The sequence below is a fragment of the Streptomyces sp. NPDC033131 genome, assembly GCF_055578365.1.
Genome location: NZ_JBVIPA010000044.1, coordinates 1 through 17,166, shown reverse-complemented (window position 1 = coordinate 17,166; position 17,166 = coordinate 1). Strand labels below are relative to the sequence as shown.

At 71.0% G+C, this 17,166-nt stretch carries 15 protein-coding genes; 10 read left to right on the top strand and 5 right to left on the bottom strand.

Annotated elements, in window-relative coordinates:
* Window positions 1-105 precede the first annotated feature (105 nt).
* The 5 genes from ACZ5XS_RS37790 to ACZ5XS_RS37770 all read left to right on the top strand — a co-directional run bounded on the left by ACZ5XS_RS37790 (window position 106) and on the right by ACZ5XS_RS37770 (window position 4,731).
* Window positions 106-1,698, top strand: coding sequence for a sensor histidine kinase (locus tag ACZ5XS_RS37790; protein ID WP_468659181.1), 1,593 nt, complete (start codon window positions 106-108; stop codon window positions 1,696-1,698).
* A complete protein-coding gene (locus ACZ5XS_RS37785) occupies window positions 1,695-2,102 on the top strand; it encodes a roadblock/LC7 domain-containing protein (RefSeq protein ID WP_468659179.1) in 408 nt (135 codons plus the stop codon). The genes ACZ5XS_RS37790 and ACZ5XS_RS37785 overlap by 4 nt, the downstream gene beginning before the upstream one ends.
* On the top strand, window positions 2,099-2,515 hold the full coding sequence (locus ACZ5XS_RS37780) for a DUF742 domain-containing protein (protein WP_468659177.1): 417 nt from the start codon (window positions 2,099-2,101) through the stop codon (window positions 2,513-2,515). Before ACZ5XS_RS37785 ends, ACZ5XS_RS37780 begins: the two co-directional genes overlap by 4 nt.
* Window positions 2,496-3,119 carry a GTP-binding protein gene (locus ACZ5XS_RS37775; protein WP_217239741.1) on the top strand — a complete coding sequence of 208 codons (624 nt, stop codon included), beginning with the start codon at window positions 2,496-2,498 and terminating at the stop codon, window positions 3,117-3,119. Before ACZ5XS_RS37780 ends, ACZ5XS_RS37775 begins: the two co-directional genes overlap by 20 nt.
* Before the next feature lie 127 nt (window positions 3,120-3,246).
* Window positions 3,247-4,731 (top strand): cytochrome P450, encoded by a 1,485-nt coding sequence (locus tag ACZ5XS_RS37770; protein ID WP_468659175.1) that lies wholly within the window; start codon window positions 3,247-3,249, stop codon window positions 4,729-4,731.
* Here the strand turns inward: ACZ5XS_RS37770 and ACZ5XS_RS37765 are convergent.
* The 4 genes from ACZ5XS_RS37765 to ACZ5XS_RS37750 all read right to left on the bottom strand — a co-directional run bounded on the left by ACZ5XS_RS37765 (window position 4,725) and on the right by ACZ5XS_RS37750 (window position 9,404).
* Entirely contained in the window at window positions 4,725-5,675 is a 951-nt protein-coding gene (locus ACZ5XS_RS37765; protein WP_468659173.1) for an RluA family pseudouridine synthase, read from the bottom strand. The genes ACZ5XS_RS37770 and ACZ5XS_RS37765 overlap by 7 nt on opposite strands.
* 42 nt (window positions 5,676-5,717) lie before the next feature.
* Window positions 5,718-7,268 carry an amino acid permease gene (locus ACZ5XS_RS37760; protein ID WP_468659171.1) on the bottom strand — a complete coding sequence of 517 codons (1,551 nt, stop codon included), beginning with the start codon at window positions 7,266-7,268 and terminating at the stop codon, window positions 5,718-5,720.
* Window positions 7,269-7,511: 243 nt separating this feature from the next.
* A complete protein-coding gene (locus ACZ5XS_RS37755) occupies window positions 7,512-8,357 on the bottom strand; it encodes a siderophore-interacting protein (RefSeq protein WP_468659169.1) in 846 nt (281 codons plus the stop codon).
* 117 nt (window positions 8,358-8,474) lie between these two features.
* Window positions 8,475-9,404, bottom strand: a complete 930-nt coding sequence (locus tag ACZ5XS_RS37750) for a 5'-3' exonuclease (protein ID WP_468659248.1) — start codon at window positions 9,402-9,404, stop codon at window positions 8,475-8,477.
* 196 nt (window positions 9,405-9,600) lie between these two features.
* On the opposite strand from ACZ5XS_RS37750, the gene ACZ5XS_RS37745 reads away from it, so the two are divergent.
* The 4 genes from ACZ5XS_RS37745 to ACZ5XS_RS37730 all read left to right on the top strand — a co-directional run bounded on the left by ACZ5XS_RS37745 (window position 9,601) and on the right by ACZ5XS_RS37730 (window position 14,985).
* The gene (locus tag ACZ5XS_RS37745; protein WP_468659166.1) at window positions 9,601-10,689 is read left to right on the top strand and encodes a quaternary amine ABC transporter ATP-binding protein; all 1,089 of its coding nucleotides are present in this window, start codon (window positions 9,601-9,603) and stop codon (window positions 10,687-10,689) included.
* A complete protein-coding gene (locus ACZ5XS_RS37740; RefSeq protein WP_468659163.1) occupies window positions 10,682-13,300 on the top strand; it encodes an ABC transporter permease/substrate binding protein in 2,619 nt (872 codons plus the stop codon). The genes ACZ5XS_RS37745 and ACZ5XS_RS37740 overlap by 8 nt, the downstream gene beginning before the upstream one ends.
* Before the next feature lie 402 nt (window positions 13,301-13,702).
* On the top strand, window positions 13,703-14,275 hold the full coding sequence (locus tag ACZ5XS_RS37735; RefSeq protein WP_468659161.1) for a helix-turn-helix domain-containing protein: 573 nt from the start codon (window positions 13,703-13,705) through the stop codon (window positions 14,273-14,275).
* Window positions 14,272-14,985, top strand: coding sequence for a helical backbone metal receptor (locus ACZ5XS_RS37730; protein ID WP_468659159.1), 714 nt, complete (start codon window positions 14,272-14,274; stop codon window positions 14,983-14,985). The genes ACZ5XS_RS37735 and ACZ5XS_RS37730 overlap by 4 nt, the downstream gene beginning before the upstream one ends.
* Here ACZ5XS_RS37730 and ACZ5XS_RS37725 read toward each other — a convergent pair.
* Window positions 14,897-16,069 carry a TDT family transporter gene (locus tag ACZ5XS_RS37725; RefSeq protein ID WP_468659157.1) on the bottom strand — a complete coding sequence of 391 codons (1,173 nt, stop codon included), beginning with the start codon at window positions 16,067-16,069 and terminating at the stop codon, window positions 14,897-14,899. The genes ACZ5XS_RS37730 and ACZ5XS_RS37725 overlap by 89 nt on opposite strands.
* Window positions 16,070-16,139: 70 nt before the next feature.
* Here ACZ5XS_RS37725 and ACZ5XS_RS37720 point away from each other — a divergent pair, with 70 nt between their 5' ends.
* Complete coding sequence (locus tag ACZ5XS_RS37720; RefSeq protein WP_468659155.1) at window positions 16,140-17,075, top strand: LysR family transcriptional regulator; 936 nt, start codon at window positions 16,140-16,142, stop codon at window positions 17,073-17,075.
* Window positions 17,076-17,166 lie beyond the last annotated feature (91 nt).

The following is a 17,166-nucleotide window of genomic DNA, read 5'->3' as shown; positions in this document are numbered from 1 at the left end:
TATTCGTGCGCTTGTTCCCAAACATCCCGAAGATCCCGACAGATCCATGACAAACCCCCCTGCAAGCTCCCCCGACTCCCAGCCGATTTGTTTCAGAGGGCCCACATGGTGAGTGTTCAATCTCCTCCAGGTCGCCGTGAACTTCCTTACGCGCGCGTGCTGTTGCTGCCCGCCATATTGATGGCCGCGGTGACCGGGGCCGCCGTCGCCGTGGTGACGGAACCGGCCCGGTTGGCCGTCGGCTTGTGCGGAGCCGTGGCCACGCTCCTGGTGATCGTGACGGCGGCCGACGCGACCCGGCGCCGCCGCGCGCTGCGGGACCTGCGTACGGACCATGCCCGTCACACCGCGTATCTGGAACGGCGGATCGCTGCCCACGACGAGGAGATGACGCGCCTCGCCAAGGAGATCGCGCCGGCCGCGCTGGACCGAATGCGCAGTGGACATACACCCCTGGAGGTGATTCGCGACCTCGGCCTGCTCAACCCGGCGTGGAGCGGCCTCCCCGAAGCGCAAGTGTCGCTGATCAAGACCGTGCTCAAGATCGTCGACCAGGAAGAAGTCCTGCGCGACTCCACGCAGCGCTCCTTCGTCAACATCGCCCGCCGCGTCCAGGCGATCGTCCACCAACAGGCCAGTGAACTCCGCGAGATGGAGGAGGACCACGGCCGCAACCCCGAGGTCTTCGACGACCTGCTGCGCATCGACCACGGCACCGCGCTGATCGGCCGGCTCGCCGACTCCATCTCCGTCCTCGGCGGCGGCCGGCCCGGCCGTCAGTGGCCCGAACCGGTCGCGCTGTACAGCGTGCTGCGCGGCGCCATGTCCCGGATCCTGGAGTACGGGCGCATCGACCTGTCGTCCATCGCCAAGGTCAACGTCAAGGGCACCGCCGTCGAGCCCGTCATCCACGCCGCGGCCGAACTCCTCGACAACGCCACCCGCTACTCCCCGCCGCAGACCAAGGTCCACGTCACCGCCACCGAGGTGCAGACCGGCGTCGCCATCGAGATCGAGGACGCGGGCGTCAGCCTCAGCGAGGAGACCCGCGCCAAGGCCGAGGGCATGCTGGAACGCGCCAAGGCGGGCCTCGACCTCGAGGACCTCGGCGAGTCCCCGCGCCTGGGCCTCGCCGTCGTCGGCCGGCTCTGCAAGACGTACGACATGCAGGTGTCGCTGCGCGCCTCCGCGTACGGCGGCGTCCGCGCGATCCTCGTCGTGCCGAGCGACATGCTCACCTCCGAACCCGGTGTCGGACTCGCCCACGGCATCGGCGCCACCGCCGTGCCCCAGGTCGACCTCGGCGCCCTCCCGGGCCCCAAGCGCACGGTCAAGAAGCGCCGCCCCACCAGCCCCAAGTTCACGGCCGCGCTCTCCATGGAGGACGACGTCCCCGAGGTCACCGAGTGGACCGCAAACGGCCTGCCGCAGCGCCGCAGCCGGGTCAAGACCTCGCTCACCCAGCGGTACGCCGAACAGGCCGCCATCGAACAGGCGGAACGGGAGGGCAGGCCGACCATCTGGTCGACCGCGAAGCGCGAGCCCGAGCCGGAGCCCGAGAAGGCACCCGGTCCCCCGCCGGGCCTGTGGGTCCAGGCGTTCTTCGACGGACTCAAGCGCCCCGCCCCCACCGCATTCACCCAGCCGACCAACGAACCGGCCCGCGTCGAGGCCGACGACGAGGGGAACCCCCAGTGATCCAGCAGCGAGGCAATTTCGACTGGATGCTCACGGACCTCGCCAAAGGCGTACCGGGCATCCAGATGATCGTGGTGCTGTCCGCCGACGGCCTGCGCATCGCCCGCCACGGCGGTGACCCGGACACCGCCGACCGCGTCGCCGCGGCCTGCGCCGGCCTGCAGAGCCTGGCGACCGCCGTCGCCCAGGAGATCCCGGGCAGCGACGGCCAGATGAAGATGGTGCTCATCGAGATCCACGGCGGCTACTTCTACCTGATGGCCGCCGGCGCCAACGCCTACCTCGCGGTGCTCTCCGACGTGCGCGCCGAACCCGGCTTCATGAGCGCCCGCATGAGCGACCTGGTCATCCGGATCGGCGCGCACCTCACCAGCCCGCCCAGGCGCAACGGCCAGACCGTATGACTCCTCCGCAACGCCAGCGGCGATTCCCCACGCCAGAACCGGTTCCGCAACCCCCCCAGGAGGAACAGCAACCCCCGGAGGGGCCGAAGAAGAACCCCGAGCGGCTGTACGTGATCACCGGGCCCGACGGCGTCGAGCGCGTCGAGCTCGACCTGGTCACGTTAATCGTGGCGCGCGCCGACCCACCGCCCTCCGCCACGCCCGAGCAGGCGGCGCTGCTCCGGTTGTGCACCGCCCCCCTGTCCGTGGCCGAACTGTCGGCCTATCTCAGCCTGCCGTTCAGCGTGGTGACCGTCCTGCTCACCGAGCTGGTGGCGGCCGAACTGGTGACGGTCCGCGCCCCGGTCATCCGCCAGGCGCTGGCCGACCGTTCCCTCCTCGAAGCGGTGATGCATGGACTTCAAAAGCTCTGACACCATCACGGGTCCACGAACCGAGGACCACCTCCCGCACACCGCCGAGGCCGCGGTGAAGATCGTCATCGTCGGCGGCTTCGGGGTCGGCAAGACGACCATGGTCGGCTCGGTCAGCGAGATCAAACCGCTGACCACCGAGGAGACCATGACGCAGGCCGGCGTCGGAGTCGACGACAACTACGGCTCCGACACCAAGACGGCCACCACCGTGGCCATGGACTTCGGCCGCATCAGCATCACCGACCAGCTCGTGCTGTACCTCTTCGGCACCCCGGGCCAGGAACGCTTCTGGTTCCTGTGGAACGGCCTGTTCGAGGGCGCGCTCGGCGCGGTCGTGCTGATCGACACCCGCCGGCTCGAGGTCAGCTTCGACGTGATGGGTCGCCTGGAGGAGCGCGGTGTGCCCTTCGTGGTCGCCGTCAACTCCTTCCCGGACGCGCCCCGTTACCCCGTCGAGGAACTGCGCACGGCACTCGACCTGAGCGCGGACATCCCCATCATCGAGTGCGACGCGCGCCGCCGCGCCTCCAGCCGGGACACCCTGATGACCCTGATGCGCTTCCTGCACTCCCTCGCCACGACGGGCTCGCTACGACGATGACCGCGCACCCGCCGCGACCGGCCGGCCCCGGCCGGATACGGCTCCCACGCCGGACACGGCTTCCCAGCCGGCCAGGCCCGGCCCCGCAGACAGACACGGACACCGGATCCACTTCGGAGCAACCACTGTGACGCCTGAATCCCACTCCCTGACCGGTACGGACCCCTCCGTCGGCCCGCCGCCCGGCTGCCCCGCCCACGGCCGCGGCCCCGGCGGACTGCACCGGCTCTACGGCCCCGAGGCGGAGGACCTCGGGTCCCTGTACGAGCAACTCCGGGAGGAGCACGGCCCGGTGGCTCCCGTGCTGCTGCACGACGACGTACCGATGTGGGTGGTGCTCGGCCACACCGAGAACCTGCACATGCTGCGCACCCCCTCGCAGTTCTGCCGCGACAGCCGCATCTGGACCCCGCTCCAGGAGGGCATGGTCAAGCCCGACCACCCGCTCATGCCGCACATCGCCTGGCAGCCCATCGCCTCGCACGCCGAGGGCGACGAGCACCTCAGGCTGCGCGGCGCGGTCAACGGCGCCATCTCGACCATCGACCACCGGGGCATCCGCCGGCACATCAACCGCCACACCCAGCGGCTCGTCAACCGCTTCTGCGAACAGGGCACGGCCGACCTCGTCAGCGAGTTCGCCGAGCACCTGCCGATGGCCGTGATGTGCGAGATCCTCGGCATGGCCGACGAGTACAGCGAGCGGCTCGTGCAGGCGGCCCGCGACGCGCTCAAGGGCACCGAGACCGCGATCGCCAGCCATGGCTACGTCATGGACGCGCTGAGCCGGCTCACCGCCCGGCGCCGTGCCCAGCCCGAGGACGACTTCACCAGCCACCTCATCACCCACCCGGCCCGTCTGACCGACGACGAGGTCAGGGAGCACCTGCGTCTCGTCCTCTTCGCCGCCTACGAGTCCACGGTCAACCTCATCGGCAACGTGCTGCGCATGGTGCTCACCGACCCGCGCTTTCGCGCCCAGCTCAGCGGCGGCCAGATGACGGTTCCCGAGGCGGTGGAGCAGTCCCTGTGGGACGAGCCGCCGATCAGCACGGTCCTCGCGTACTTCGCCAAGCAGGACACGGAACTGGGCGGCCGGCGCATCCGCAAGGGCGACGGCATGCTGTTCGGCATCGCGCCGGGCAACATCGATCCACGAGTACGCCCGGACCTGTCCGCCAACATGATGGGCAACCGCTCCCACCTCGCCTTCGGCGGCGGACCGCACGAGTGCCCCGGCCAGGACATCGGCCGCGCCATCGCCGACACCGGCGTCGACGCGCTGCTGATGCGACTGCCGGACGTCGAACTCGACTGCGACGAGGAACAGTTGAGCTGGGCCGAGTCGATCGCCTCGCGCCACCTGGTGGAACTGCCCGTGCGGTTCGCCCCGAGGCCGCAGCAGGACGTGAAGGACAAGCCCGGCCACGCCGCGGTTCCCTCCCAGCGGTCCAACTGGCAGGTCGGCACCCACCCGCCGGAGCCGGCTCCGGCGGCCGTGGCCCAGCCCCAGCCGGTCGCGGCCCCGCCGCAGCCGCCCGTGCCGACGCCGGAGCCGGTCCGGCCGATGGGCGCCTGGCGGCGCTTCGTGCGCTGGTGGCGCGGTTACTGACCCGCCCACTCGTCGTACGAGGACCAGGCCTGAAGAGTCCTCGCGCTCCGGAAGAGGTGCGCCACCCCCGTGACCGGATCGGTGAACTCCAGGCTCCGCGCCAGAAGTTGGAGCGGACGCCGGAAGTCACCGGCCGGCACCGGGCCGGTCACCACCGGGTAGAGCGGGTCGCCGAGGATGGGCACGCCGAGGGCGTTCATATGGACCCTCAGCTGGTGGGTCTGCCCGGTGGCGGGAGTGAGCCGGTACCTGCCGAGGCCGGGCCCGCCGGCCTCGGCCAGTTCGACGCGGCTGACCGCGTTCGGCTCGCCCTCGACCTCGTAGGCGGCCAGCACCCCGCGTTCCTTCACGATCCGGCTGCGCACGGTCCGGGGCAGGACGAGCCCGGGATGGTACGGGGCCACCGCCTCGTACTCCTTGCGCACCAGGCGGTCGCCGAACAGCGACTGGTACGCGCCGCGCTCCTCGGGCCGCACCGTGAACAGCACCAGACCGGCGGTGAGCCGGTCGAGCCGGTGCGCGGCGCCGAGCGTGGGGATGCCCAGCTCCCGGCGCAGCCGGGCGAGCGCGGTCTCGGTGACATGGCTGCCGCGCGGGATGGTGGCCAGGAAGTGCGGCTTGTCGGCGACGACGATGTGCTCGTCGCGGTGCACCACCTCGATCGGGAACGGCACCGACACCTCGGCCGGCAGGTCCCGGTGGAACCACACGAACATCCCCGGCACGAAGGCCGCGTCCGGCGCCACCGCCCGCCCGTCCGCCCCGACGACCCGCCCGGCCTCGAACAGCCCGTCGACCACGCCGGCACCCGCTCCGGACAGCCGTTCCGTCAGGTGGGCGCGCACGGTGGCCCACGGCCCCTCGACGGGCAGCCGCACCCGCACCGGATCCACCCCCTCGCGCTGCGGCAGGGGAGAGGGCGGGATCCGGCGGCTGCGTGTCATCACGGGCAAGCGTAAGCGGGTACGCCGCGACCGAGCGGGCTGTTACACCGCGACCGCCTCGGGCACCTCCGCCACCGCCGCACGAGCCTTGTACGCCCGGTAGGCCACGCCGATCACCACGGTCACGGTGAGGAACAGCACCGTGAACCACTGGAAGTACCAGTGCCCGCCCGCCGGGTCGTACACCGCCGCCCGCGGCCAGGCGAGGTTGACGGTCATGAACAGGCCGTACAGGAGGGCCAGCGCGTTGACGGGAACGCCCCAGCGGCCGAGCGAGAAGAGGCGGGCGCCCGTCTCGTCGGTGGCCTCGCCCTCGGCGCCGAACTCGCCGCGCAGGCGGCGGACCAGGAGCGGGCCGGTGACCATCGCGTACGCCAGGTACAGCATCACGATGCAGGTGGTGCCGATGGCCAGGAAGGCGTCCGGGGAGGCGAAGTTGAGCAGCAGCAGCGCCGCCGCCAGGACGCCGACCACCAGGGCCGGGGCGCTCGGCATGCCCGTGCGCGGGTTGACCTTGGCGAGGCGGCCGGAGAAGGGGAGCTGGCCGTCGCGGGCCATGGAGAACAGCATCCGGCAGGCGGCCGTCTGGATGGCCAGGGTGGCCACGGCGATCGCCACCACCACGTCGGCCAGCAGGACGCGGCCGACGCCGTCGCCCAGGCTGCTGGTGAGGACGTAGCTCAGGCCGTCCACGGCCAGACGCCCGTCGGTGAGGCTGGGGGCGGCGAGCAGGCCGCCGAGGACGATCAGCATGGCGAGCAGGCCGGCCGCGCCGAGCGCGACGAGGATGGTGCGGGGCGCGGTGCGCCGCGGATGGTGTGTCTCCTCGCTCATCTCGCCCGCGCTGTCGAAGCCGATCATCACGTAGGCCGCCGCGAACGAGCCCACCAGCAGGGCCCCGAGGAGACCGGACTGGGCGGCGCCCTCGGTGTGGAAGGTGATGCCGGGGGTGCGCTCGGAGTGCGTCAGCAGCAGGACGACGATCAGGACCGCGCCGATGATCTCGGCGGTGACGCCGACCCGGTTGATCACGGACATCACGCGGTTGTCGAGGATGTTCACCAGCGTGGTCAGCGACAGCAGGATCACGCCGAGGACGGCCGCGTTGGCCGCGCCGTCCGCCGAGGTGATCGCCGAGTCGGTGCCGATCAGCTGGAAGCCGGACCAGATCGCCGGCAGCACCAGCTGCAGCGCCAGTGCCGCGGCGGCGACCACGACGATCTGCCCGATCACCATGATCCAGCCGGCGAACCAGCCGAAGGTGAGGTTGGAAAGACGCGACGACCACTGGTAGATGGCGCCGGAGATCGGATAGCGGGCGGCCAGTTCGGCGAAGCAGGCGGCCACCATCAGCTGCCCGACCAGTACCGCCGGCCAGGTCCAGAAGAAGACGGGGCCGCCGAACGCGTACCCGAAGGCGAAGAACTGGAAGACGGTCGTCAGGACGGAGATGAAGGAGAACCCGGCTGCGAAGGACGCGTACCGGCCCAGGCTGCGGTGCAGTTCCTGGCGGTAGCCGAACTCGGTGAGGGAGCGGTCGTCGGGGGAGTGCGGGGGATCGGGGCGTACCTCGGAGGTGGTGGTGGTCGTCACGGCGGCACCTGCCTTCAGCGCAGGGAGCGGAATTCCTGTCGGGTGACAGAAATTAGGTAGCCCCTGTTTCGCCCGCATGACGCCGCCGTATCTGTAGCGGGCCCAAGTGCTCACGCTCCTGCCGCCGACTCGCCATCGCGATGTATCGCGTCTGCTTCGGGGGTCGGCCCTTCAGTGCGGTGGTCGTGGGGTGACGCGAAGGCGGCCCGTGCTCCAGCATGGGCCGCCCTTGAGTTCGACAGGTCAGGCGGCGGGCGCCGCCCCCTCCTGCTCCGCCTCGATGCGCGCGTTCCAGTCCCGCTTGGAGGCCTGCCAGCCGTCCTCGTCGTGGCCGAGCCGCCAGTAGCCGGAGATCGACAGGTCCTCGCGGGCGACCGCGCGCTCCACCCGAAGGAGATGGCGCAGCTGCTTCACGAAGTGCGCCTCGCCGTGCACGAACGCGTGCACGCGGCCTTCCGGGAACTCCAGGGCCCGTACCGCCTCGGTCAGGGCGTCGCCGATGCGGCCCTCGCCGCGGTGCAGCCAGACGACCTCCACATCGGAGTCGATCTTCTGCTCCTCCTCCGGACCGGAGACCTCGATGAAGGCGTGGGCGCGGGTGCCGGCGGGCAGCGCCTCCAGCGAACGCGCGATCGCGGGCAGCGCGGACTCGTCCCCGACGAGCAGATGCCAGTCGGCGGCCGGGTCGGGGGCGTAGGCGCCGCCGGGGCCCATGAACCACACGGTTTCGCCCGGCTGGGCGCGCAGGGCCCACGGTCCGGCCAGGCCCTCGTCGCCGTGGATCACGAAGTCCAGTGTCAGCTCGCGGTGTTGGGGATCCCAGGCGCGGACCGTGTACGTCCGGGTCACGGGCCACTGCTCGCGCGGGAACTCCTCGCGGATCCGCTGTATGTCGAAGGGCTCGGGGTAGGTCGCGCCCCCGGCCGGGAACAGCAGCTTGACGTAGTGGTCGGTGCAGGTGTCCGCCGAGAAGTCGGCCAGACTCTCGCCGCCGAGCACGACGCGCTGCATGTGCGGGGTCAGCCGTTCGGTGCGGATGACCTGCGCGAAGTGGGGCTTCCGCGGCTGTCGTCCCGGTCGTTCTGCCATGGCGGCCTCCCAGTTCCCTTTGCTTAGGGTTACCTAAGTTAGCACTTCCCCTCTAGTGAACACCCCCCACATGAGAGGTTGGTAAGCAAACACCTCTTCAAGAAAACCCCCTGCCGCCTACGCGACAAGCGTCGCGAGCAGCCGCTGCAATGATCCACCCAGCCCCCAGCGGGCGGCCAGCTCCTTCAGTGCCACGGCGTCGCGCGGCACCCGCGGCAGCGCCGTGTCGACCTCCGGCAACGGCACGTCGTCCGCGACCTTGACGACCTTCGGTGCCACCGCCAGATACGGCCGTGACTCGTCCAGGCGTCGGCGCTGCGTCGGCGTCAGCTTCGCCTTCGGGTCGTCGACCGCGGCGATGATCCCGGCCAGGTCGCCGAACTCGGCGAGCAGCTTGGCCGCGGTCTTCTCGCCGATGCCGGGCACCCCCGGCAGGCCGTCGCTCGGGTCGCCGCGCAGCAGCGCAAGATCTGCGTACCCCCTGCCGTCGACCCCATACTTCTCCCGCAGCCACGCCTCGTCGGTGAGCTGGAGCATGCCGACGCCCTTGAGCGGGTACAGCACGCGCACCCCGCGCCCGTCGTCCACCAGCTGGTACAGGTCGCGGTCGCCGGTGACGATGTCGACCGGGCCCTCGGCCCGCGCGGTGAAAGTGCCGATCACGTCGTCCGCCTCGTACTCCGCCACGCCCACGCGCGCGATGCCCAGCGCGTCGAGGACGGCCTCGATGACCGGCACCTGCGGTGAGAGGGTGTCCGGCACCTCCTCCTCGTCCGGGCCCGCCACGTGCTCCTCGGCGACGCGGTGGGCCTTGTAGGAGGGGATCAGCTCGACCCGCCAGTGGGGACGCCAGTCGGCGTCCATACAGGCCACCAGGTGATCGGGGCGGTGGTCCTTGACCAGGCGGTCGATGAACTCCAGAAGTCCGCGCACGGCGTTCACCGGCGTGCCGTCCGGCGCCTTCACGGAGTCCGGCACGCCGAAGTAGGCGCGGAAGTAGAGCGAGGCGGTGTCGAGGAGCATCAGTCGTCCGGTCACGCCACGCATCATGCCGTACGCCACGGACAGAGACGTGTCGGCGACGCAGCGCTTACCGCGCGTAAACGTCCTGTGAACTGGACCACCTGTGCGTTTGGCCCGAACCGGCCAGGGCAGGTGCGGCTTCCGGAGCGATGCCGGTTGCGCATTCAACTTTCAGTGGCCCCTCGCCTTCCGTTCCTGGCCGTCGAGACAAGAGGTACGCGTGTCATCCAGACTTGAGGCCGAAGCGCTTTACAAGGTGTTCGGCAGACGACCGGACGAGGCAGTCGAACGGCTCCGGCAGGGCGCCGACCGGGAGGAACTGCGTGCCGACGGCACCACGGCGGCGGTGATCGACGCCTCCTTCACGGTGGAGCCCGGCCAGATCTTCGTCGTGATGGGCCTGTCCGGATCCGGCAAGTCCACGCTGCTGCGCATGCTCAACGGCCTCCTGGAGCCGACCGCGGGACGTGTCCGCTTCGACGACCAGGACCTCACCGCGCTCACCGACCGCGAACTGCGCGCGGTCCGCGCGAAGAAGATCAGCATGGTCTTCCAGCACTTCGCGCTCTTCCCGCACCGCAGCGTCCTGGAGAACGCGGCCTACGGCCTGTCCGTCCAGGGCGTGCCCCGCCGCGAGCGGGAGGCGCGTGCCGCCGAGGCCCTGGCCATGTGCGGCCTGGCCGGCTGGGAGAAGTCCTGGCCCGACGAGCTGTCCGGCGGCATGCAGCAGCGCGTGGGCCTGGCCCGCGCCCTCGCCACCAACGCCGACCTGCTGCTCATGGACGAGTCCTTCAGCGCGCTCGACCCGCTGATCCGCCGGGACATGCAGGACCAGCTCCTCCAGCTCCAGCAGACCCTGAAGAAGACGATCGTCTTCATCACCCACGACCTCAACGAGGCCATGCGCCTCGGCGACCGCATCGCCGTCATGCGCGACGGCCGCATCGTCCAGAACGGCACGGCCGAGGACATCCTCATCCGCCCGGAGAACGACTACGTGGCCTCCTTCATCCAGGACGTCGACCGCTCCCGCGTCCTGACCGCGTCCGCCGTGATGGACACGGACGTGCGCGGCGACGAGGGCCGGTGCTCGTGCGAGACCGCGACGCCCGACACGCCGTTCGCCGAACTGTGCGCGATCAGCGCCCGTGTGACGCACCCCGTGACGGTCCTCGACGCGGAAGGCGCACCCGTCGGCGTCGTACCCAGACAGCGGCTCGTCGGGTTCCTCGGCGACGAGCAGGGCGCCCCGGTGGCCTGCGACTCCCCCCGGGGCAAGGGCGGGGACAAGGTGGTGTCCCGTGCCTAGGATTCCGCTCGGCGACTGGGTCAACGACGCCGTCGACTGGCTGCTCGGCCACATGGCCTGGCTCTTCGACTTCCTCAAGACCGTCTTCACCGGCACCTACGACGGCATCAACGCCGTCCTCCAGGCGCCCGAACCCCTGATCCTCGCCGGCATCTTCGCCGTGCTCGCGTTCTGGCTGCGCGGCACGCTGGCCGGTGTCCTCACCTTCGCGGGATTCGCCTTCATCGACTCCCTCGAACTGTGGGACAACGCGATGATCACCCTCTCGCTCGTCCTCGTCGCCACGCTCATCGCGCTGGTGATATCCGTGCCGGTGGGCATCTGGGCGGCACGCTCCGACCGGGTCAGCGGACTGGTCCGGCCGGTGCTGGACTTCATGCAGACGCTGCCCGCGATGATCTACCTCATCCCGGCGATCCTGTTCTTCGGCACCGGCGCCTCCGCGGGCATCGTCGCGACCCTGATCTTCGCGCTCGCTCCCGGCGTGCGCATGACGGAGCTGGGCATCCGCCAGGTCGACAAGGAACTGGTCGAGGCCGCCCAGGCGTTCGGCACCACCCCGCGCGACACACTGCTGCGCGTCCAGCTGCCGCTCGCGCTACCCACCGTCATGGCCGGCGTGAACCAGGTCATCATGCTGGGCCTGTCCATGGCCGCGATCGCCGGCATGGTCGGCACCGGCGGCCTCGGCGGCGACGTCAACCAGGCCATCGGCCAGCTCAACATCGGGCTCGGCTCCGAGGCCGGCGTCGCCATCGTGATCCTGGCGATCTACCTCGACCGCATGACCAGCGCCCTGGGCGTCCACGTCTCCCCGCTGGGCCGCCGCGCCGCAGCCAGGGCACGCGCCGCGCAGGGCGTGAAGGTCTGGTCGTACCGGCCGCGCCCGCAGATCGCCGTGGTCGGCATCGTCGTCCTCGCCCTCGTGGCGGGCGGCATGGGCGTCTTCGGCAACAGCACGGGCGGCTCCACGGCCGTCGCCGACGGCAAGGACGTCGGCCAGGGCAAGAAGATCACCATCGGCTACATCCCGTGGGACGAGGGCGTCGCCTCCACCTACCTGTGGAAGGAGATCCTGGAGGAGCGCGGCTTCCAGGTCGACACCAAGCAGTTCGACGCCGGCCCGCTCTACACCTCGCTCGCCCAGGGCAGCGTCGACTTCCAGACCGACGCCTGGCTGCCGACCACCCACGAGCAGTACTGGAAGAAGTACGGCGGCGAGCTCGAGGACCTCGGTGCCTGGTACGGCCAGACCTCCCTGGAACTGAGCGTGCCCTCCTACATGAAGGGCATCGACTCGCTGGAGGACCTCAAGGGCAAGGCCGCCACCTTCGGCGGGAAGATCACCGGCATCGAGTCCAGCGCCGGAATGATGAGCCTGCTCAAGAGCAAGGTCCTCAAGGAGTACGGCCTCGACAAGGAGTACCAGGTCGTCGACAGCTCCACGCCGGCGATGCTGGCCGAGCTCAAGCGGGCCTACAGCAAGAAGGACCCGATCGTCGTCACGCTCTGGTCGCCGCACTGGGCGTACAGCGACTACGACCTGAAGAAGCTCAAGGACCCCAAGGGCGCCTGGGGCAAGGGCGACGGCGTGCACACGGTCGCCCGCAAGGGCTTCGCGGACGACAACCCGGTCGTCGGTGAGTGGCTGAAGAACTTCCACATGGACGAGAAGCAGCTCACCGGCCTCGAAGCCGAGATCAACAAGGCGGGTGAAGGCAAGCAGCAGGACGCCGTCCGCGCCTGGCTGAAGAAGAACCCCGGCGTCGTCGACAAGCTGGCCCCGCTCGCGAGCGGCTCCGGCGCCACCCCCGCCGAGGCCAAGAACCCCATCGACGTGGCCTGGTTCCCCTGGGACGAGGACATCGCCGTCACCTACCTGTGGAAGAACGTCCTGGAGCGGCGCGGCTACAAGCTGAACCTCAAGCAGATGGACGTCGGCCCGGTCTACACGGGCCTCGCCTCCGGTGACCTCGACCTCAACTTCGACGCGTGGCTGCCGTACGCGCAGAAGAACTACTGGGACAAGAGCAAGGACAGACTCGCGGACCTGGGCACCTGGTACGAGCCGACCTCGCTGGAGATCGCGGTGCCCTCGTACGTCAAGGGCGTCACGTCCTACGAGGACCTCAAGGGCAAGGCCGGTCTCTTCGACGGGAAGATCATCGGCATCGAGCCGGGCACCGGCGAGATGAACCTGCTCAAGACGAAGGTCCTGCCCGGCTACGGCCTGGACAAGGAGTACGAGGTCGTCGACGGCTCCACGCCGGCGATGCTGGCCGAGCTCAAGCGCGCCTACGCCAAGAAGGAGCCCGTCGCGGTCGTCCTGTGGTCGCCGCACTGGGCGTACAGCCAGTACGACCTCACCAAGCTGAAGGACGACAAGAAGTTCTTCGGCGAGGGCAACACGATCCGCACCATCTCCAACGAGAAGTTCCCCGAGCAGTACCCCCGGCTCACGAAGTGGATCAAGAACTTCAAGATGAGCGAGGACGAGCTCGGCAGCCTGGAGGCCGAGATCAACGAGCGCGGCCAGGGCCACGAGGAGGAAGCGGTCGCCGCGTGGCTGAAGGAGCACCCGGACATGGTCGGCCGGATGACCCCGCGGTAGCCGCCGCACCGAAACCGCCCGAGGGGCGGGCCTCCCCACGCGTCCTGACAGCGTGTGGTGGGGCCCGCCCCTCGGGTCATGTCCTCGGGTCATGTCAGGGATCCCCCTCCGCGAGCGGGATCCGGCCAATCACACAGAGTGACCGACCTCTGGCCCCGACCACCGTCCGGCCTGCTGGTCGGCCGCTTCGTCCCGCGGGAGACGACTACGTCCGGCGACCGTGGGGAGCCGATCACCTGGCGCGATCTGTGAGGTCCGGTGACAGGTGGTGTGTCCGCGATGTGACGGGCGCATGAAACGGTTTGGCGAACATGCGTAGGGTGCAGAGAAGTCATCAGGAGCAGTGAGTCCGAACCGTGGCGCGAGGGAAGCGGACCGACGAGCCGAGGAGGGAGCCGAGCGATGGGCGACCACAAAGAACAGCCCCTTCGGGTGGGCGCGGCCGTACGGCGTCGGCGCCGGGCGCTGGAGCTCACCCTCGCCGTCGTGGCCGAGCGCAGCGGGCTGTCGGTCCCGTTCCTGAGCCAGGTCGAGAACGAACGCGCGCGCCCCAGCCGCAGCTCCCTCGAAAAGGTCGCCGACGCCCTGCGCACCACCGCGGTCGAACTCCTCGCCGCCGCCGACCCGGCGTGCAGCGTCGACGTCGTGCGCCTGGAGGGAGCCGAGGCTGAGCCGCTCGAACCCCGGATGCGCTCCCTGGTGCGCGGTCACCACCAGATGCACGCCTCGGAGTTCACCGGCGACCACGACGCGGGCCGTGAATTCCAGTACCGGAACGACCAGTTGATGTACGTCGCCGACGGCGGCGTCGAGATCGAGGCCGAGGGCCGCGCCTACCGCCTCGGCCGTGGCGACACCCTGTACCTGACCGGCGGCGTCCGGCACCGCTGGCGGGCGACCGTGGCCGAGACCCGTGTGGTCGTCGTCGCCGTGGCCGAGCACATCGAGGCGGTCCAGGACCGGCCGCGCCGGTGAGGGTCGTCTCGCTCGTCCCGTCCCTCACGGAGGCCGTGGCCGAGACCGGCACCCTGGTCGGCGCCACCGACTGGTGCACGCACCCGGCCGGCCTCGACGTGGTGCGCGTCGGCGGCACCAAGAACCCGAAGGTCGACCGGATCGTCGCCCTCGCCCCCGACCTGGTGATCGCCAACGAGGAGGAGAACCGCGTCCCCGACCTGGCCGCCCTGCGCGAGGCGGGCGTCGAGGTGCTGGTGACCGAGGTGCGGGACGTGCCGCAGGCCCTGCGGGAACTGAGGCGCGTGCTGCGCGCCTGCGGGGCGAGGACCAGCCCCCGCTGGCTGGACGAGGCCGAGGAAGCCTGGTCGGCGCCACCTCCGCCCGAGTACCGCAGGACAGCGGTCGTCCCGATCTGGCGACGGCCGTGGATGGTCCTGGGCCGGGACACCTTCGCGGGCGACGTCCTGTCCCGCCTGGGCGTCGACCACCTGTACGCGGGACACGCGGAGCGCTATCCGCGCGTCCCCGTCGAGGACCTGCGGGCCGCCGCCCCGGACGTCGTCGTCCTGCCCGACGAGCCCTACCGCTTCACCGCCGACGACGGCCCGGAGGCCTTCCCCGGCCTGCCCTGCGCGCTGGTCAGCGGACGGCACCTGACGTGGTACGGACCGTCGCTGGCCGAGGCGCCGCGGGTGCTGGGCGAGGCGCTGCGAGCAGCGAGCCGCTGAGCAGACCGCGCGTGGTGTGCACGGCGGCGGTGGCCCAGGCGGCGACGAGGACGCCGTACAGGCCGACGGCGAGCCAGTCACAGGCGAGCAGCCCGGTGTGCCGGGCCAGCGCCTCGGCGCCGGTGACGCAGGTTCCCACCGGGAAGGTGAACGCCCACCAGGTCATCGCGAAGCCCATGCCCTGCCGCCGGGCGCGCAGGACGTGCGCGGCGGCGAGCCCGAACCACAGCAGGGCGAAGGCCAGGACGGGAACGCCGTAGAGGACCGCGAAGACGCCGAAGCCCGCGCCGTACGGAGCCGGTACGACCCCCGGCGCCACGTCCGCGAAGTGGCCGACGGCGGTCGTGGACTGGCCGAGCGGGCCGAGCACCAGGAACAGGGTCGGGGTGAGGACGAGGGGCAGCGGTCCGCCGGTGACCAGCCGGGCGAAGACCATCGGCAGCACGGCCAGGGTCGCGAGCAGGCTCAGCACGAACATCGCGCAGCAGGCGAACAGCAGGGTCTCCCGCGGCTGACCGGGCGGCAGGTACGGCACGAGGAGCGGCCCGAGCGCGGCCGACACCATGGGCGCGACGACGGGCAGCAGCCACACGGGCGTCGCCTGTCCGGGCTCCACACGATGGCGTACGGCCATCAGGTACGGCACGGCGACGGCCGTAGCCAGCCCCACGACCGTACCGGCGGTGAACAGCACGGCGTCGACGGCCACCGCCGCCTCGGTGCCGATCCAGTCCCGGCCGAGGGTGAGGGTGCCGCCGCCGACGGCGAGCAGGGCCATGGCGAGGCAGCCGTAGAAGGGGGCCGTGGCCGGGTCGAGGAGGTGGGCGCGGGCCTGGTCGCGGTGGTGCCTCCAGTGCAGGGCCCGGGCGCCGAGCAGGGCCAGGAGCAGCGTCAGGGAGAGGGCCCAGACGGCGGTGCAGGCGGTGCGCAGGCCGGGGACGTGGAGGGGCAGGCCGGCTCCGGCGGTGGCGACGATGGCGGTGCCCATGACGCAGGCGTACCAGTTCGGTCCGAGGTGGCGGACGGCGAGGGCGCGCGGCGGGTGTGCGGTGGCACGGGGGAGGGGCCGGGCTGCGGTGACCATGTGTCCACCGTCTCGCCGGGGACGGGCCGCTACCAGGGAGTATGTCTCTATGAGGACATAAGCTGTCTTTATGAGCGGCGATGCGGAACAGGAGAACTCCCGGTACGCGGTGGGCGGCTCGCTGTCGCACCGGGTGCCGGAACTCGGGGCGCTGGAGCTGCTGCTGGCGGTGGCCCGGCTCGGAAGTCTCGGCCAGGCGGCGCGCGAGCTGGGCATCACGCAGCCGGCGGCCAGCAGCCGGCTCCGCTCGATGGAACGCCAGCTGGGAGTGGCGCTGGTGGACCGTTCGCCGCGCGGCTCCCGGCTCACCGACACCGGGGCGCTCGTCACGGACTGGGCCCGGCGGATCGTGGAGGCGGCCGAGGCGTTCGACGCGGGGGCGCAGGCGCTGCGGGACCGGCGGGACTCGAGGCTGCGGGTGGCGGCGAGCATGACCATCGCCGAGTACCTGCTGCCGGGCTGGCTGCTCGCCCTGCGCGCCCAGCGGCCGGACACCGCGGTGTCACTGCTCGCGGGCAACTCGGCGGCGGTGGCGGAGCGGTTGCTGTCGGGCGAAGCGGACCTGGGGTTCGTCGAGGGGCTCAGCGTCCCGACCGGCCTGGACTCCGTGGTCATCGCCCACGACCGCCTGATCGTGGTGACGGCGCCGGGGCATCCGTGGGCCCGCCGTCGCCGTCCGCTGGAGGCGTCGGAGCTGGCGGTGACGCCGCTGATCCTGCGCGAGAAGGGCTCCGGCACGCGTCAGGTCCTCGACAGGGCACTGGGCGGCCTGGCGCGTCCGCTGATCGAGCTGTCCTCCACCACGGCCGTGAAGGCGGCGGCGGTGAGCGGGGCGGGCCCGGCGGTGCTGAGCGAACTGGCCGTGCGGGAGGAGCTGGCGATGCGGCGGCTGGTGAGCGTGCCGGTGGCGGACGTGTCGCTGGCGCGGGACCTGCGGGCGGTGTGGCCCACGGGGCACCGGCCGGTGGGACCGGCCAGGGAACTGCTGTCGCTCACGCGCGGCTAGTGTCCTGCGCCAGAGATCCGTCGGCAGAAGCGGGCGAGGGAATCGAGGATCTCTTCGGCGGTCTTGGTCCAGATGAACGGCTTGGGGTCTG

What these genes read in the sequence shown, in the direction of transcription:
- ACZ5XS_RS37780 (WP_468659177.1), top strand. Translation starts at nt 2,099, where the DNA reads ATGACTCCTCCGCAACGCCAGCGGCGATTCCCCACGCCAGAACCGGTT.
- ACZ5XS_RS37725 (WP_468659157.1), bottom strand. Translation starts at nt 16,069, where the DNA reads ATGGTCACCGCAGCCCGGCCCCTCCCCCGTGCCACCGCACACCCGCCG.
- ACZ5XS_RS37775 (WP_217239741.1), top strand. Translation starts at nt 2,496, where the DNA reads ATGGACTTCAAAAGCTCTGACACCATCACGGGTCCACGAACCGAGGAC.
- ACZ5XS_RS37750 (WP_468659248.1), bottom strand. Translation starts at nt 9,404, where the DNA reads ATGCGTGGCGTGACCGGACGACTGATGCTCCTCGACACCGCCTCGCTC.
- ACZ5XS_RS37765 (WP_468659173.1), bottom strand. Translation starts at nt 5,675, where the DNA reads ATGACACGCAGCCGCCGGATCCCGCCCTCTCCCCTGCCGCAGCGCGAG.
- ACZ5XS_RS37755 (WP_468659169.1), bottom strand. Translation starts at nt 8,357, where the DNA reads ATGGCAGAACGACCGGGACGACAGCCGCGGAAGCCCCACTTCGCGCAG.
- ACZ5XS_RS37790 (WP_468659181.1), top strand. Translation starts at nt 106, where the DNA reads ATGGTGAGTGTTCAATCTCCTCCAGGTCGCCGTGAACTTCCTTACGCG.
- ACZ5XS_RS37720 (WP_468659155.1), top strand. Translation starts at nt 16,140, where the DNA reads ATGAGCGGCGATGCGGAACAGGAGAACTCCCGGTACGCGGTGGGCGGC.
- ACZ5XS_RS37735 (WP_468659161.1), top strand. Translation starts at nt 13,703, where the DNA reads ATGGGCGACCACAAAGAACAGCCCCTTCGGGTGGGCGCGGCCGTACGG.